At 42.4% G+C, this 15,969-nt stretch carries 16 protein-coding genes and 1 pseudogene; 8 read left to right on the plus strand and 9 right to left on the minus strand.

The annotated features are described in order from the left end of the window. Positions 1 to 10: 10 nt before the first annotated feature. From HNR77_RS24060 to HNR77_RS24075, 4 genes are all read right to left on the minus strand, one after another. On the minus strand, positions 11 to 676 hold the full coding sequence (locus tag HNR77_RS24060; protein ID WP_184189953.1) for a GntR family transcriptional regulator: 666 nt from the start codon (positions 674 to 676) through the stop codon (positions 11 to 13). 301 nt (positions 677 to 977) lie between these two features. Further along, positions 978 to 1,193: a helix-turn-helix domain-containing protein gene (locus HNR77_RS24065; protein ID WP_184189955.1), complete on the minus strand. Its 216-nt coding sequence runs from the start codon at positions 1,191 to 1,193 to the stop codon at positions 978 to 980. A gap of 533 nt (positions 1,194 to 1,726) precedes the next feature. Then, the gene (locus HNR77_RS24070; protein ID WP_184189957.1) at positions 1,727 to 2,308 is read right to left on the minus strand and encodes a TetR/AcrR family transcriptional regulator; all 582 of its coding nucleotides are present in this window, start codon (positions 2,306 to 2,308) and stop codon (positions 1,727 to 1,729) included. Between the two features lie 89 nt (positions 2,309 to 2,397). After that, a complete protein-coding gene (locus HNR77_RS24075; protein WP_184189959.1) occupies positions 2,398 to 3,408 on the minus strand; it encodes a fumarylacetoacetate hydrolase family protein in 1,011 nt (336 codons plus the stop codon). A 165-nt stretch (positions 3,409 to 3,573) separates the two neighbouring features. On the opposite strand from HNR77_RS24075, the gene HNR77_RS24080 reads away from it, so the two are divergent. The 3 genes from HNR77_RS24080 to HNR77_RS24090 all read left to right on the plus strand — a co-directional run bounded on the left by HNR77_RS24080 (position 3,574) and on the right by HNR77_RS24090 (position 6,642). After that, positions 3,574 to 4,596: an MBL fold metallo-hydrolase gene (locus HNR77_RS24080; protein WP_184189960.1), complete on the plus strand. Its 1,023-nt coding sequence runs from the start codon at positions 3,574 to 3,576 to the stop codon at positions 4,594 to 4,596. A gap of 564 nt (positions 4,597 to 5,160) precedes the next feature. Continuing rightward, entirely contained in the window at positions 5,161 to 6,312 is a 1,152-nt protein-coding gene (locus tag HNR77_RS24085; RefSeq protein WP_184189962.1) for a glycosyltransferase family 2 protein, read from the plus strand. A gap of 174 nt (positions 6,313 to 6,486) precedes the next feature. After that, on the plus strand, positions 6,487 to 6,642 hold the full coding sequence (locus tag HNR77_RS24090) for a transposase (RefSeq protein ID WP_184189964.1): 156 nt from the start codon (positions 6,487 to 6,489) through the stop codon (positions 6,640 to 6,642). Here HNR77_RS24090 and HNR77_RS24095 read toward each other — a convergent pair. Beyond that, entirely contained in the window at positions 6,632 to 6,913 is a 282-nt protein-coding gene (locus HNR77_RS24095; RefSeq protein ID WP_184189966.1) for a winged helix-turn-helix transcriptional regulator, read from the minus strand. The genes HNR77_RS24090 and HNR77_RS24095 overlap by 11 nt on opposite strands. 198 nt (positions 6,914 to 7,111) lie before the next feature. Between HNR77_RS24095 and HNR77_RS24100 the strand changes: the two are divergent. After that, a pseudogene (locus tag HNR77_RS24100) lies at positions 7,112 to 7,725 on the plus strand (SDR family NAD(P)-dependent oxidoreductase). Positions 7,726 to 8,155: 430 nt separating this feature from the next. Here HNR77_RS24100 and HNR77_RS24105 read toward each other — a convergent pair. Both HNR77_RS24105 and HNR77_RS24110 read right to left on the minus strand, forming a co-directional pair. Continuing rightward, on the minus strand, positions 8,156 to 9,115 hold the full coding sequence (locus HNR77_RS24105) for an L-threonine 3-dehydrogenase (protein ID WP_184189968.1): 960 nt from the start codon (positions 9,113 to 9,115) through the stop codon (positions 8,156 to 8,158). 37 nt (positions 9,116 to 9,152) lie between these two features. Further along, complete coding sequence (locus HNR77_RS24110; RefSeq protein WP_184189970.1) at positions 9,153 to 10,343, minus strand: glycine C-acetyltransferase; 1,191 nt, start codon at positions 10,341 to 10,343, stop codon at positions 9,153 to 9,155. Between the two features lie 445 nt (positions 10,344 to 10,788). On the opposite strand from HNR77_RS24110, the gene HNR77_RS24115 reads away from it, so the two are divergent. From HNR77_RS24115 to HNR77_RS24130, 4 genes are all read left to right on the plus strand, one after another. After that, positions 10,789 to 11,625, plus strand: coding sequence for an alpha/beta fold hydrolase (locus HNR77_RS24115; RefSeq protein WP_184189972.1), 837 nt, complete (start codon positions 10,789 to 10,791; stop codon positions 11,623 to 11,625). A gap of 308 nt (positions 11,626 to 11,933) precedes the next feature. Beyond that, positions 11,934 to 12,395 (plus strand): nuclear transport factor 2 family protein, encoded by a 462-nt coding sequence (locus tag HNR77_RS24120; RefSeq protein WP_184189974.1) that lies wholly within the window; start codon positions 11,934 to 11,936, stop codon positions 12,393 to 12,395. Then, the gene (locus tag HNR77_RS24125) at positions 12,392 to 12,973 is read left to right on the plus strand and encodes a TetR/AcrR family transcriptional regulator (RefSeq protein WP_184189976.1); all 582 of its coding nucleotides are present in this window, start codon (positions 12,392 to 12,394) and stop codon (positions 12,971 to 12,973) included. Before HNR77_RS24120 ends, HNR77_RS24125 begins: the two co-directional genes overlap by 4 nt. 101 nt (positions 12,974 to 13,074) lie before the next feature. Further along, positions 13,075 to 13,545 carry a DinB family protein gene (locus tag HNR77_RS24130; protein ID WP_184189978.1) on the plus strand — a complete coding sequence of 157 codons (471 nt, stop codon included), beginning with the start codon at positions 13,075 to 13,077 and terminating at the stop codon, positions 13,543 to 13,545. Between the two features lie 504 nt (positions 13,546 to 14,049). Here HNR77_RS24130 and HNR77_RS24135 read toward each other — a convergent pair. Together HNR77_RS24135 and HNR77_RS24140 are read right to left on the minus strand one after the other, a co-directional pair. Next, positions 14,050 to 14,940, minus strand: coding sequence for a nucleoside hydrolase (locus HNR77_RS24135; protein ID WP_184189980.1), 891 nt, complete (start codon positions 14,938 to 14,940; stop codon positions 14,050 to 14,052). A gap of 81 nt (positions 14,941 to 15,021) precedes the next feature. Continuing rightward, positions 15,022 to 15,909: a LysR family transcriptional regulator gene (locus tag HNR77_RS24140; RefSeq protein WP_184189981.1), complete on the minus strand. Its 888-nt coding sequence runs from the start codon at positions 15,907 to 15,909 to the stop codon at positions 15,022 to 15,024. Positions 15,910 to 15,969: the final 60 nt, after the last annotated feature.

Consider the following 15,969-nt stretch of genomic DNA (forward strand, 5'->3'; position numbering starts at 1 on the left):
TTCCCTCATTTCAAAGTATTTCGTTCAGTTCCTGCATCGGCCTGATAAAATTTTGTTTCATTAGCACGTGAGCATCCTCACTATTTTTGCCTTCAAAAGCTTTAATAATCAAATCATGCTCTTCGACTGAAGCTAGCGTAGCCGTAATAGGTTGTTTTAAAAACACATATTTAAATCGCCTAATGTGAATCTGGAGAGAGGCATTAAATGTGGCCACATAAGGATTATCTGAGAGCTCCACAATATAATTATGAAATAGCTCATCCACCTCCATGGCCTGATACACTTGCCCATTCTTAATGGAAGTTGCAAATTCCAAATTAATAGATCTTAGTTTCTCGATCTGTTCTGGAACAATCATTTTAGCGGTAATTTCAGCAGCCAAGGCCTGAAGAGCAGCCATGGTTGAATACATCTTAAAAATATCGTTTTTCTCAATATTCGTTACTTTTGTTTCTTTTCCTGGATGCATAGAAACGAGACCTTGAACTTCGAGTAACTGAAGTGCCTCCCGTATTGGTGTCCGGCTGACTCCAAGCGATTCAGCCATTTCCGCATCAATAAGCTTTTCACCTGGTTGCAGTGTTCCATCAATAATCCATCGCTGAATCTGAGAAAACGCTCTTTCTTTTGCGGACATACGAACGGGTAAGGAAAAATCTTTAGGAATTGGCATGGTTTTCCATCCTCATTACAATTATTGTTATATGCAATATATCGCATACACGATCGAGATGCAATTATTATTTCATTTTTTACTCTCCCTAGTTCCAATAAAATAAAAAGCCGCTAAAATAGCGACTTCAATGAGACCACGTTCTTGTCTTTCGACAAATAAGTGTATTTCATCAAAACAAAACTCCCATAAGCGATCATAGGGGTCTTTTGCTGTATGGTTCTGTCAGCTCTAATATTTTCTAAATTGATTCGGCGACATTCCAGTTCGTGGTTTTAAAAAATTGGGGGAAATTGGCCGGTTATTCGAAACCAAGCTTATAAGCAATACTGGAGATCGGTTCTGAAGTACCGGACAGCAAGTTTTTGGCGTGATGGATGATCTGAAAATGAATGTGTTCTTGTGTATATTTTCCTGTTTCTTTCTTTAAGAGATCACTTAAATAATTGGTGGAGTACCCCATTTCTTTTGCAAGCTCTTTCACACTGGGTATACCGTCTTGTCCCAGTTGGTGCAAGGTAAAGCTTTCTTTTAATATCTACATGTTGAACAAATGCCTATCTAATCCAGTCTCTCACTCCATTAGCAAATGGTAATTATTCCTAACACAATGACAGCTGTAATCCCTTTTCCATTTAGATAATCTTACCAATCGGTACAAGGGTTGGTGCCAGAATGAGCCTGATCCTATATCCATCATTTCTGGTAACAGGTATTCATCTGACGCCGCTTGCATTTCAGGTAACAGCATGGGCTCTGCCTATGAATTGGCTCAATCGTATGATTCGTGGAATGCCCAATTATGAATTATAGCGAAAGAAGACACTAAATATGTAATGAGCATTTCCCTTTTTTTGAAAATAGTGATGTGTATACCGAAAAAATCGCTAATTTAGCGACTTTTTTCGGATTATGTTTTTTCCTTAAGCAATTTTTTATGATAATTCTCAGTCTAGCTCCATATCACGGTATATGAAACTAATTACCACGTCAAACGAGGATTATAGCTCTAAGGGGTCAGGTGATCAGGGAGTGTATTCGATCCTCAGCTCATGATTGAAACAAGATCCCTTTTACAAACAATGAGACACTGTGTTTATAGAACTCTTCCTCGGTCACGAGTTCGGACTGATATTGCCGGTGAATCAGCTCGCTCATCTGAAATCCGTAGCACATTGAGAGAAAAGACATGGCGGTAAGACGTTCATCCTGTCTAGCTATAATTTTTTTCTTCTGCAAGCGTTCAAAATATTCAGCGAGCAAGGAATGCAGTTTTACCGGAGGATCGGCTAACACCCTATCCAATTCAGGAAGCAATCCTGTGTCGCGGATACCAATCAAAATAATGTCCGCATGTTTATGGAAAAACAAGCGATACTGCTGGCTTACATTCAGCAGATCGATTTCCGGATTATCGGTTGCGTCCTCTTTTAACAGCTTCTCAAATTGTGGGATATCCGAGTGTCTCTCAATGATGGCTTCCAATATGCCTTGTTTGCTTCCAAATTGCCGGAAAATCGTAGATTCATTGACTTTAGCTTCCGTTGCAATAGCTTTGGTGCTTACTCCCCGATAGCCCTGCTTTTTGATGAGCCGTGTTGCGGCTTCAATGATTCTGTCTGAAGTCTGCATTGTATTTCTCCTTTTGAATATGTTAAACCTATTCTACTACAAGTATTGCATGTGAAGCAGGGTCGGGGTTCATTTTCATAAACATTTATTTAAGGCAAATCGCTTCTTTTTTCCCAGCGGCTTGGTTCTGTAATCTTGACATGATCAGGCACCAATTGCGTGAGCGTGCCTAATTTATCGAATGTAATCTGGATTCGGTCAGAGGGCAACAGCCATTGTTCGGTCTCGATTGCGCAGCAATCCGGTATCGTCCCCATTCCTATAATTGTGCCTGGGAGCGGTGTGAAAACTTTGAGAACCTCCTCCATCACTTCTGCAGAGTGTGCAGAATACTCGGACGTGCTTCCCTTCCAATGCAGTCTTTCCCCGATGCGTACATCCACATTGAGTGCCAGCGGGTTCTCGATTTCATCCGGTGTAACGAGAAATGGTCCTATTCCTTTGCTGTGATCAAAATCTTTGCAGCGCGTCGGCCCTGTCAGGGCCTGGAAATCCGGCCACTGCACGTCGCGGACCGTACTGTCGTTAAAAATAACATAACCCGCAATGCAGTTCCCCTTTCCTGTAACAAAGGCCAGCTCCGGCTCGATATCCAGGTATGAAGAGTATGATGGCCAATGAATCGTATCCCCATCGCCAATTACAGCATTATGGTTACACTTGTAATAACTGAAATTCACTTTATTCGGATCTTGCTGGAATTTTTCGGCGATTTTTTGTTTGAGCTCTTCTCTTTCCGGCCCTGTATATTCTCTTTGCAGCAGATTTACACCAGCATTTCTCAGATGTCTTGGCGTCAGTCCAAAATCAATAAGTGCAGCCGGATTCGGAACTGGCGGCAGCAGTTTTACCGCTGCAATCGGGCAGATTTCATGTTCATTGAATTGATGGGACTGTCCGATAACATATTGCAATAATTCCTTAGCGGCATCATAGCTAGCCGGCAAATGATGAAGATAGTCGTTCATACTTTCAAGATTGTCAAAGAACGTTCCATGTTTTTTCATAATTGCCGCAAAAGACATGACAAATTTCTCATTAATTACAAGTCCAAACAAAGGTTCCTGGGATGTATTGGTTTGAAAGGTTACTAGTTTCATGTTGCAGCGCCTCCATCCATGTAGTGTGATGTTGTTCTGTTAGTAGCATACAGTATGGAATCAATGCATGCAAGTACATGCTTGCATTCTTGTTTTCCATTTTCTATAATGAGGACATAGTCAGTATGACTTACCAAAAAAACATATACACGAAGGAGAATTTTTATGAAGTATGGACGTATTATTCAAAAACCTCGCGTTAAATTTTTTGAAGTTGCAGATGGCGTCTTTGCCGGTATTTCGCCGTATCGCGGCATCAGTTGGGCCAATGCGGGGTTCATCAACAAGGGTGAAGGGCTAGTGTATGACACGTTCTTCGATTTGTTCCATGCGCGGGAAATGCGGGAGACTTTTAAGGAAGTAAGCAACGGCGGCTCTCCCGCATATGTGGTGAACTCGCACTATAATAGCGACCATGCCTGGGGAAACAAAGTGTTTGAAGATGCTTGCATTATTATGCACAAGGAAGCGTCCAGAGAGCGTCTTACCGAAAATATCGCATGGATGGACAGCGTCATCAGAAGAGGAAAGGATTCTCCCGAATCGACTTCGGGCGAGCGGTTTTTTGCAGCGGAATTTGAAGGTTTCGACCTGGCAGGCGTAGAATGGGTGCTCCCGAATATTGAGATAAAGGACGATATTAATATCCGTCTTGGCGATACGGAAGTCATGATTTACAACGTTGCTCCGGCCCACTCCGACAGTGACTTGCTGCTGTGGATGCCAAAAGAAAAAGTGCTGTTCGCCGGCGATGTTGTGTTTAACGGTTGTACGGCATACAGCGAAGAGGGAACCCTCAATTGGGTTAAAGTGCTTGACCGCATTATTGATGCAATCAAACCCGAAATCGTTGTTCCAGGACATGGCGCCATCTGCGGTCTGGACTTCGTGAAGGAGCAGAGAGACTACCTTCTGAACCTGATCAGCGAGTTCAACAAGCATTACAATGACGAAATTGATGCCTTGTCCCTGACCAAGCAAATTGATATTTCCCGCTTCCTTCATTGGATTCAGCCAGAACGCTTGTATGTTACAGTGGACATCCTATTGAAAAGCAAACGAGGGTTACCACCCCTTCCAATTTGGAACGAGGTGCCTGCTAAGCTGGAAGATATGAAAGCTTTTCTGGCCGGAAAATATGGTAATCAAAACAAGCCATGGGACCCTATGAGTGTTTGGCAAGAATGAATAGCAATTTGAAGCTAGCCTACGAAAAACAAAATACGGCCCTGTCGCAACCGATGCGAACTGTGGCCGTTTTTTTGAATTGTTCCACGGAATTAAAATGGAGTTGGACTTATGACTTATTTTTCCGATGAATCAAAATGGAATTCATTCTAAAACAGCCCATCATCAGGCAGATTCCAATTGTCAGTCTTTTACTCCATGACCGTTTCATCGCCTCACGTCGCCCCATTTAATTCGTATCATTGAAAAGCAACTTTGTCATCGCTCCTCATAAAGTTACCGTTTGCTCGCTGTAATGGATATCCTTCATTATTGCCCTATATATCCAAAATTTGATATTTCCTTGCGCAGCACAGGATTTGCACATCCATGCAAGAGATCAGGATCACCTTTCCAGATTGAACGGTGAGCAAAAGAAGGAGATCGGTCGAGCCCGTTTCCGAAATCATAGGGTGTTTGACCAGTCGCTGCTACATATATGGAATAAACTAATATCACTTCTTACTTGAACGTGTTCGATCTATTTCATAAGGAGCGTCCAACAACGTGAAGGAGGAAACAGGAATGGCAATTCGCTACAGCGTCATTATTCCAACCTATAATCGGGCCCATCAGTTATCGCTTACACTGGCAGCCCTTGAGACACAAACCTATCCGAAGCACCTTTTCGAAGTCATCGTAGCTGATGACGGTTCCACTGATGGAACGAAAGAACAGATCCAGGCATTCCAGTCTTCATATTCTTTGACCTACGTATCGCAGACGGAGCAACGTGGCAGATCAGCAATCCGGAATTTGGGACTTCAGCATGCCAAAGGGCTATATGTTATCTTCTGTGATGCTGACTTTCTAGCATTACCCGAATTTATCCGAACCGTGCGTCAATATCATCGTAAAAATCCCAGAGCCGTCGTTTCGGGTTTTCCACATTCTTTTGCGGATGCTTATACCCACTACTATCCAGATTTCTCGCCATCGGAAAAAGATCATTGCCGTTCAATCCTCACCCCTTCAAACTTATGGCGTTCCGAATTTGATGCAGCGAATGAAATCGTCCCACTGGTCACACCGGAGGATATCATTCATCAGACAGATACATTGTCCAAAGTGATTTTCCCAACCAAAATACCGCCTGGTGTTATCAAACAATTTGCCAGCACCGATGTGGCTTCATGGATGCTGCTCGTCACGCGGTGTGTTTCCATTCGCCGAAGCCTTCTGAATCGAGTTGGAGGTTTCAATGAACGGTTTGTACTCTATGGGCTTGAAGACTGGGATCTGGGCTACAGGCTGCATCGTTTGAAAGTGCCCTTCTACTGTATGAAAGAGGTCGTAGGTTATCATCAGGAACATCCCACTCATTTCCGAGGGGAAGTGCTCAATACAGAGAATCTGAAAATCATGCTTGAAACCTATGGATTCAATGATTCCGCACTCAATTTATTCTGCGTTGTACCACCATCAGCTGACCTCGAAACCTACAAAAAAACGCTGCGAATCTTGCGCAGAGGCTTGCGGTCCAGAAAAACACGTTCTTCCGCACGATTGTTAAAAAAAACATTACGGATTGCCGCCAAACACTTCGTGCTTCCAACAGATGTGGAAGCGTATAAAAAGTCACTCGCAAGAATACAGAGAAAAGCAAAAGGCAGAAAAAGTCGGGTGGCCCGCGTTTTACAGGATATGTCGCAGAGGTCTGAAAAACTGGTGGAGTAGTTAGCTGTATCAATAACTTCGCCCATACTTACTCCTGCCCCAATTGCATTCACTTTTTTTCATACAACAAAAAGCTCCTACTACATCTTTGTGGTATTATCCCCTTTAAGTAGACACTTAAAAAAATATGATGTTATCATGGGGGTTCAAGTGACACTTCGAGGGGATATTTTTATGGCGAAAAAAGAGCAATCATTTCAGACGTATACCAAAGAATTCAAATTAAATGCAGTTAAATCATATGTCGAAGGTTCTTCAAGTCAAAAGGTGGTTGCTGAGCGCAAGGGGATTCGAAACTGTTCACAACTGAAGGTGGGGGTCAAAAAGTAGAAAAACGAGGAAGCTTGGGTGACAAAGTGTCATCTACTACCCTCTTCACAATCCCATCCGCCTCGAGTTCCCTGAGTTGTAAAGTCAACATCCGTTGTGTAATCCCTGGTATTAATCGTTTAAGTTCATTAAATCTGACCGATTTTTCGGATAAAATGTCGATAATGATTCCCTTCCATTTTCCTCCTATCATATGTAAAACCATTTCAACAGGACAGGCCTTTATAACCTCTTCACTGCAATCGCCATAATTTTTTAATCCATATCCCATATTGCCACTCCATTCATTAAGTTACAAAAATGTGCGTACTTATAAGTATCAATCATTTCCACTATATTAACTATATCAGAAATGAAAGGAGATATATCACGGTTACAATGAGAGAATCTGAATGGCAGTCACAACTATAAGAATTAAATACATTTTCGTAGGTACAGGTTTTAGAAAACAGATTAGCGAGGCAATTTTATGAATAAATCCAAGATCGTATTAATTACAGGTGGCAATAAGGGTATTGGTTTTGAGACAGCAAGACAATTGGGAAACATGGGGTATGAGATTTTAATAGGAGCAAGAAGCGAAGAAAAAGGTCATGAGGCCGTAACACACTTGGAACCGGAGAACATTAACGCTAAAACGGTGGTTCTTGATGTCACAAAACCCAGCTCCGTTCTCAAGAATACTTATGAGACAAACGTTTTCGGCGTATTTTCTGTCACTAAAGCATTACTTCCATTGCTCCAAAAATCTTCTGCCGGAAGAATCGTAAATCTTTCCAGCGCATTAGGTTCCTTGACTTTGAATTCAGACCCAACGTCGGAATTTTATAATGTGAATTCGCTCGCCTACAATAGTTCCAAAACGGCTGTAATGCTTTAACTGTTTTCTTTGCTAAAGAATTAAGAGATACTCCTATTAAAATCAACTCGGTTTGTCCTGGATTTACAGCTACCGATTTAAATGGTAATAGTGGCTATCGTACAGTCGAACAAGCAGCTTCCAGTGTAGTTAAGCTCGCCACAATCAATAATGATGGTCCAACCGGTAGCTTTTTTGATGAAAATGGAATTGTGCCTTGGTAACACACAGGCAATAAGGTAGCTTTAATATCCAAAAATTCCGATATTTCTAATACATCATCTTATCCGTTCCATTTTACCCGGACAATTTCTGAGTATTCCGTAAATCTATTGGAGAAAGGTATGGATTATACCGGAGACTACTTCGGGAATCGGATTATGTTCTTGTCCATTCCGGTAATCGGTACAGGTTCTTGTCCCTCGACAACGCCTATTCCATCTCGGATAATTTATCCCTATCGACTTTAATCATAGAGCAATTTCAAGATTCAATACAAAATAAAGCTAAGGATCGCCAGGGTATAGATTAAATCAGTGTCTGGGCTGGAGGATGAAAATAGAAGCTGCAACAAAAGGTCCGGATAAGGCTAAACCTCTTGATGCACCTTCTTTTGTATATCTACTCGCTTAGCACACCGAATCCAACATAACTTTAAGCCTTGCGAAGCATTTGTCTCTCGCTTAGCTGTGAAAGCATATCCTTCGTCATGGCCTTCAAGTCGTAGCGGGCATGAAATCCCCATTCTGTTTTTGCTGCCGTCGCATCAATGGAATGCGGCCAGCTATCGGCAATTGCCTGTCTCTTCGGATCAACATCATAATCGAGGATAAAACCGGGAATCTCTTCCCGAATCGCTGCAGCGATCGCCTCTGGATCCACACTCATTGCGGTGACATTAAATGAGTTTCGGTGTATCAATCGAGATGAATCCGCTTCCATTAAATCGATGATAGCATTCAGGGCATCCGGCATATACATCATGTCCATGTTCGAGTCTTTGGCGATATAAGATGTATATCGGCCAGTCGTCACGGCTGCGTAGTAAATTTCCACCGCGTAATCCGTCGTTCCTCCGCCGGGAGGCGTCATATAAGATATCAAACCCGGGAATCGCAGCCCTCTTGTATCCACGCCGTATTTGTGAAAATAATAGTCACAAAGCAGTTCGCCGGACACTTTATTCACGCCGTACATCGTATTGGGCCTCTGGATCGTATCCTGCGGGGTATTGTCTTTCGGAGTCGAAGGGCCAAAAGCTCCAATGGAGCTTGGAGTGAAAAATTGGCAGCCGAGCTCCCTGGATATTTCAAGTGCATTCATCAATCCGCCCATATTCAAGTTCCAGGCAAGCAGCGGTTTCTCCTCTGCGGTAGCCGACAGCAGCGCAGCCAAATGAATGACGGTATCCACTTCGTATCGCTTGGCGATTTCGAACATCGCTTTAGCATTCGTCACGTCCAGCAGCTCGAATGGCCCCGATCGGGTAATTTCGTGAGACGATGACCTGAGATCCGTAGCAACGACGTGATCCGCACCATAAATTTCACGTAATTTAACAACTAACTCAGAACCGATTTGGCCCAGTGCTCCGGTCACCAAAATCTTGTTCATAAGACATTCCTCCCGAAATAGACTCCCGCGAATGCAGCTAAATCAGCTTCATTTCCTTGCCAACTTTCTCATAAACGGAGATCACCTGACCCAGCATCTCCTTGGTATGGGCAGCTGTCGGCATGTTGCGTATTCTTCCGGTTCCTTTCGGGACCGTCGGAAACAGGATTGCCTTGGCGTAAACGCCTTCTTCATAGAGCCTTTTGCTGAACTGTTGGGTGGTTACTTCATCGCCAATAATACAAGGGGTGATCGGCGTTTCGCTTTGGCCTACATCGTATCCAAGCCGGCTCAAGCCATTTTTCAAATGATTGCCGTTCTCCCACAGCTTCTCAATCAGCTCTTTGTCATTCATCAAAATGTCGACAGAAGCGCTACAAGAAGCAATTGCAGCCGGAGGTAGCGACGTCGAGAACAGAAATGGACGGCTTCTTAGCTTCAACCATTCAATTAGTTGTTTTTTACCCGCGACATAACCGCCGACAACACCGATCGCCTTGGAAAGAGTACCGATTTGAAAGTCAATGCGGTCGGACAATCCAAAATGCTTCACGGTTCCCGCACCTGCTCCGAGAACGCCCGAACCGTGGGCATCATCCACATAAGTAATCAGATCGAATTCTTCAGCTATTTTCACGATTTCGGGCAGCTTTGCTATATCACCGTCCATGGAGAAAACCCCGTCGGTGATGACCATAATTTTATGGTACTGACCGGATTCCTTGGCCTCTTTCGCCTGCTGTCTTAAATCATTCATATCCGAATGCTTAAAGCGGATCACCTTGGCTCTCGACAGGCGGCAGCCATCAATAATTGAAGCGTGGTTCAGCTCATCTGATAAAATCGCATCATGCTGGTCCATTACCGCGGATATAGCAGCCATATTGCAGTTAAATCCCGATTGATACACGATAACGGCTTCCGTTTTTTTGAAACGGGCAAGTTTTTCTTCAAGCTCAACATGAAGATCCATCGTACCATTAATTGTTCTCACAGCTCCTGCGCCTGCCCCGTATGTCTGCGCCGCCTTAACTGAAGCATCAATCAGGCGGTAATCTGTTGCCAGGCCCAAATAGTTATTAGAAGATAAATTGATCAGGGACCGTCCGTCAATACGAATAACAGGACCATTTGCACCCTGCAGCGTGTCGATGACGTTATATAGACCTTTGGTCTTTAGATCTTCAATGTTTGAATTTAAAAATTGGTCCAATGCTTGACTTGACATTTTATTCCCTCCTCGATATACGTTTGTCCTCGTACAGGAGACGTGTTGTTATCCCGGGAAAACCTTGTTATAGAAGGAGTTATACTGATTTCAATGTAGCATCTTTTTTATTTTTTGTACACATGTGGCGGACAACAAACAAAAATATCCGCTAATATACATAGCGATTGCTTCCCCCATTCCCGGGAGCAATTGCTGAATATATAGTTCAACTGAATAGTCAGCCACTAGAACTTCACGTTTATCAGCTAAAGCTATCTGATATGTTGAGAGATTAGCTGAGAACCTAGACTAATATATGAACTTGCATTTATAAACCGATCGGTTTATACTAATACAAACGGTATAGAAAGTGAGGCGATTCATGAACAAGCCCCCATTCATGTTTCTGAGCCAAATAGCTTCTGTATAAACAAAAATATAACAACTGATGGAGGTATTTTCCATGGCTAAAGTAAACGTAGGCACTGAGAATGACCAACCAATTGAACTGTATTATGAAGATCATGGTGCGGGAAAACCAATTATTTTGATTCATGGCTGGCCTTTGAGTGGACGATCCTGGGAAAAGCAAGTTCCTGCCCTAATTGAAGCGGGCTACCGTGTTATCACATATGACCGTCGTGGATTCGGTCAGTCTTCTCAACCTTGGGATGGTTATGACTATGATTCCTTTGCTTCGGATTTGCATAAATTGATTTTGCACCTTGATCTGCATGATGCCACATTAGTCGGATTCTCCATGGGTGGCGGCGAAGTTGCACGTTATGTCGGAACCTACGGAACAGAACGCATTTCTAGAGCCGTATTTGCGGGAGCGGTTCCTCCCTATCTCTATATAACCGAAGACAATCCTCAAGGAGGATTGGATGATGCAACGATTGCAGAATTTCAAAACGGGGTAAAAGCGGATCGGCTAGCATTCCTGGATGGTTTTACAAGCAACTTTTTCGCTGCTGGAGACCGTACAGACCTTGTGAGCGAACCATTCCGTATTTATAACCGTGATATTGCAGCTCTGGCATCACCTAAAGGCACATTGGATTGTATTGCTGCCTTTGCTCTTACGGATTTCCGTCAGGATTTGGAGAAATTCAACATTCCGACACTGGTTATCCATGGCGATTCAGATGCCATCGTGCCTTTGGAGGTGAGTGGACAACGTACTCATGAATCCATCCCTGGCAGCCGTCTGGTCGTTGTCGAAGGTGGACCACACGGATTTAATGCAACCCATTCTGATCAATTTAATACAGCATTGATCGAATTTTTGCAGGGTTAAATTTAATTCCACTGATGATTTTAGCAAAAAAACAAAATGAGAGAAAAAGCAGTACGCCTCCTTTAGAGGAGGACGTCCTGCTTTCTCATTATTTCTTAAGATATGCGTATGAAGAATGAACACCCTCTTGATCATTGGTAATACACAAAAAGTGCCACTATGCCTAGGATTCATAAGATTGATGGCTGCTTGGTACGTTATGAATCTGAACCGATTCGAAATTGGTATTGAATTTGGGATGTAAACTTGCATTTATAAACCGATCGGTTTACAATAATACAAACAGTTTAGAAAGTGAGGAAAATTTAATGAATAATTTAACTCCCCCATTCACTCGAGAGACAGCAATCCAAAAAACTCGTCTGGCAGAAGACAGCTGGAATAGCCGAGACCCTCAGCGCGTCTCACTTGTATATACTGAGGATTGCTATTGGAGAAATCGGAGCGAATTTATAACAGGCCGCCAAGAAATTGTCTCTTTACTAACTAGAAAATGGGCCAAAGAACTGGACTACCGCCTGATCAAGGAACTTTGGTCATTTACGGATAACCGTATTGCAGTCAGATTCGCATATGAATGGCATGATGATAGTGGCAATTGGTTCAGATCATATGGAAACGAGAATTGGGAATTCGCTGACGATGGCTTGATGCAGCGTAGATTTGCTTCGATTAATGATATGCCAATTAAGGAAGAGGAACGAAAATTTCATTGGCCTCTCGGCACGCGCCCCGCTGAACACCCAAGCCTAAGTGAGTTAAACCTATGACTCGCACTGTTTTTGAAAAGTCTGATGTCATCCCTCTCGTTGCTGAGGTATTTCGTGAATTAGGTTATGAGGGCGCTTCTTTAAGTAAAATTACAGCCCGTACGCGTCTATCTAAAGGAAGCTTGTATTACTTCTTTCCGGGTGGAAAAGATGAGATGGCTGCTGAAATTCTTGCACATATTGATCAATGGTTTATCAAAAACATTTTTGAACCGCTTGAAAAGAATGAACCCCGGGCAGCCATTGATCATATGTGGCAAGAGGTCGATACTTATTTTCAATCTGGCCGGCGTATATGCCTTATTGGTGCATTCTCTTTGGACGAAACAAGAGATCGGTTCGCTGCTGTAATTCGGCAATATTTTATAAGATGGATTGAAGCCTTAAGCGCGGCACTAGTTCAAACAGGTATCTCTAAAGAGACTGCTGACCAAATCTCAGAGGAAACAATTTCCAGTATTCAAGGGGGATTAATTCTGAGTAGAGCACTTAATGATGAATCCTTTTTTGAACGTACGTTGACAAATCTGTCACAACGAGTCTCCACTTATATTTCTCAAAGCAACTCTGGTCACTGACACAAAAGTGTTTTTTAGTACAGCTGGCGGAATTTCTTTACCCAAAGAACAAGTGATTTTTCTTGACGATTTCATTAGCGGCTTTATGGGAGGTCAATATCATGAGCAATTTTGTGGCAGATCAATTGGGATTTGTTCGCCGTCAGGCAGTTGATTATGTGAGGAATATAAATGACTCTGCCTCGGAAATCATTCCAACAGGTTTGAAAAACAATATAAAATGGAATCTAGGCCATATGTATGTTATACATGAAAAGTTCGCTTTCCAGCTTACTGGGGAAGAAACCAAATATCCTGCTAATTTTAATAAGCTGTTTGATCCAGGAACTAAACCGTCTGACTGGAATATAGAGTCTCCAGCGTTGTCTCAAATCATCGACTTGTTAAATGAACAAATTGAAAGGGTCGAATCGGTACTTTCAAGCAAATTGAAAGAAGAAATCAATCCTCATTACAAGTCTTCTAAAGGACTTATCTTTACAAATGTAGAACAATTACTGGGTTTTCTGATTTACCATGAAGCAATGCACTTTGCAACAATTAAAAATATTAAGACCATTATTGACAGTTAGGATTAGTAAATTTGTTAAAACCAATGTTTCGCTATGAAACATTGAGTTATCTTATTACATTATTAGTAATGTCTCTTCACTAAAACGAACAAACCGACCTTAAATCCTACTAACATTGGAATAAAGTCGGTTTGTTTTTATATAACTTCATAAAAATCTTATACAGGATTTACGGGTTTGCTTATAGCCACCATTAAATAGTAAGACAATTTTGTTAGTTAGATTAAGCCAAAATGTTCTGTCAAAATCTTCACTACAACTTGCTTGAAAACGTTTAAATCATACGCAGAAAACTGCTTCCATCTTTCTGTAATTAGTTCCTTACAGGATGATCCAAGTTCCCTTCCAAATAAAGCTGAGTTTTAATGTTCATATCCGTTAGAATTTCATGGGCCAATTGAGCGGTTGTTGTTTTCCCGAAGCCTGGTATAGTTGATCAGCTGCTTTCTTCGTTTTATTGAGCTAACTGTGATATCACTTGCCATGTTCACACCTTCTGGCTACTTACCTGTTTAATGTGGATGACAAGATATGATAAAAACGTTCCTTATCTACTTCTCGAGAAATTTCCACGTTTCCATCCCGAGCTGCTCTAAAAGAAGTACCTCCCATAAACATTTCCTCATCGGTTTCAACGCGGACAAAGCCTTTTTCAAATTGACAAACATCAGGATAAAATATACAAACAGCTGCCAATGGGTCATGTAATGTCAACTTATTCGAACTTTCAAGCCAAGAATCACCAAAATCAAGTACCGATTTCATTAAATCGGATTTCGCAGGAAAAAGTTCTCCCGCCTTGGCTGCATCTAAGGTCAGTCTCTCTGTAATTTCAAGCGTAATGGCCCGGTTGATCGCCACATGGGAAGCAAAAACAATTTTGGATGCTAGCGGATCAGCCCATGAGTTCCAATTGTAACAGGCTTCCGGCAATTCCTCTTGACCAAAATATCCATTCATTATATAAAGTCCTTTTAACAGGGACGGAGCGTCGGAATAGGTGTTAAACAGCGTTGCAATATTGGTCATGTTTCCAATGCCAAGTAACACAATCTCATGGGGATTAGTCCGGATCATCTCATACATAAATGCGGGCGCATCCGATTTCTCATATTTCTCATATTTCTCATGTTCCCAGTTTGACAATGCTCTTGCCCCGTCCGGAGTTGGATATACAGGGACAGGCTGCAGTGTTGTATCCAACCCCGCAATAATTGGAATATTCCTCTTAACCGTTTTACATATTGCACTGGCAACGGCCGCCCGCTTCTCCGGTTCTCCACACACCGTTGTAATGCCAACTAAGTTACACTCTGGCTCTTTTAATAAATATGCTAGACAAATTGCATCATCAATATCTCCGCCAATATCCGTATCAAGCAGTACTTTTTCCATGTATTGAACCTCCCGTACTAAAAATTAAGTATTCTCCTTAGCGGAATAGACGGTTTAGAGATGGTATTCCTTGTCGAATAATTAAAGTGTCTGTTTGGATAGCGCCTCGAAATATTTTACAACGACCTCACGGAATTCGAGAGCAGCCCGCGAAATGTAGCGACTCCTGTGCCATAACAATGCTATCTCCCGTACCAATTCATGATTCTCTACTTTGAGATATTTGATATGTTCCCAAGAATGCCTTGCAGTACTTGGTATAAAGGCTATGCCGATTCCTGCCTCCACTAGAGAACTTAGCCTTGCAGGTTCATCGCCTTCATACACATATGTAGGTATAAATCCAGCCGATTTGCATATTGAATCCACCAGATCGCGAGTACCGTAGCCTCTTTTCACACCAACAAAACATTCATCCCTTAGCTCAGTCAAAGATATGCTGTTTCGGTCAGCAAGCCGATGCTCTTTTGGAACAGCTACAAGAATCGGGTCGATGAACATGATTTGAGTTTCAATGTCTTCCCCTCGTATAGCAGGTGAGGACAAGCAAAAATCAACCTCTCCTCTATGAAGAAGCGTAACCATTTCCTGCGTGGTGAGCATTTGCACATGAAATAAGATATCGGGTCGCTTGTTCCGAAACTCTCGAAGGATCTGCGGCAATGTGCTTGCGGTGGTCACCGCCAATTCGAGTATGTCATGTTCTGGGCTGGATAAATCACGAATCTCCTGCTTCCCTTGTTCCAATTCAAATAACGCCCTCTCTGCACGGCGATAGAATCTGCTTCCATACTCATTCAATCGCAGTTTCCTCCCTATTCGATCGAATAACGGGACTCCCAAATCCTCCTCCAAGCGTCCAATCGTTTTGCTTAGTGATGATTGGGTGACATGCAGACTTCGTGCTGCTTCGGTCATATGTTCCAAACGAGCTACCTCGAGAAAATATGTCAGTTGAAGAAGTTCCATTTTACACCCCTCACTCATTCCTTTGAGTCAATGAAATCATAACATAAAATGCATTGGAAT

This window comes from Paenibacillus sp. JGP012 (genome assembly GCF_014203995.1).
Lineage (GTDB): Bacteria > Bacillota > Bacilli > Paenibacillales > Paenibacillaceae > Paenibacillus > Paenibacillus silvae.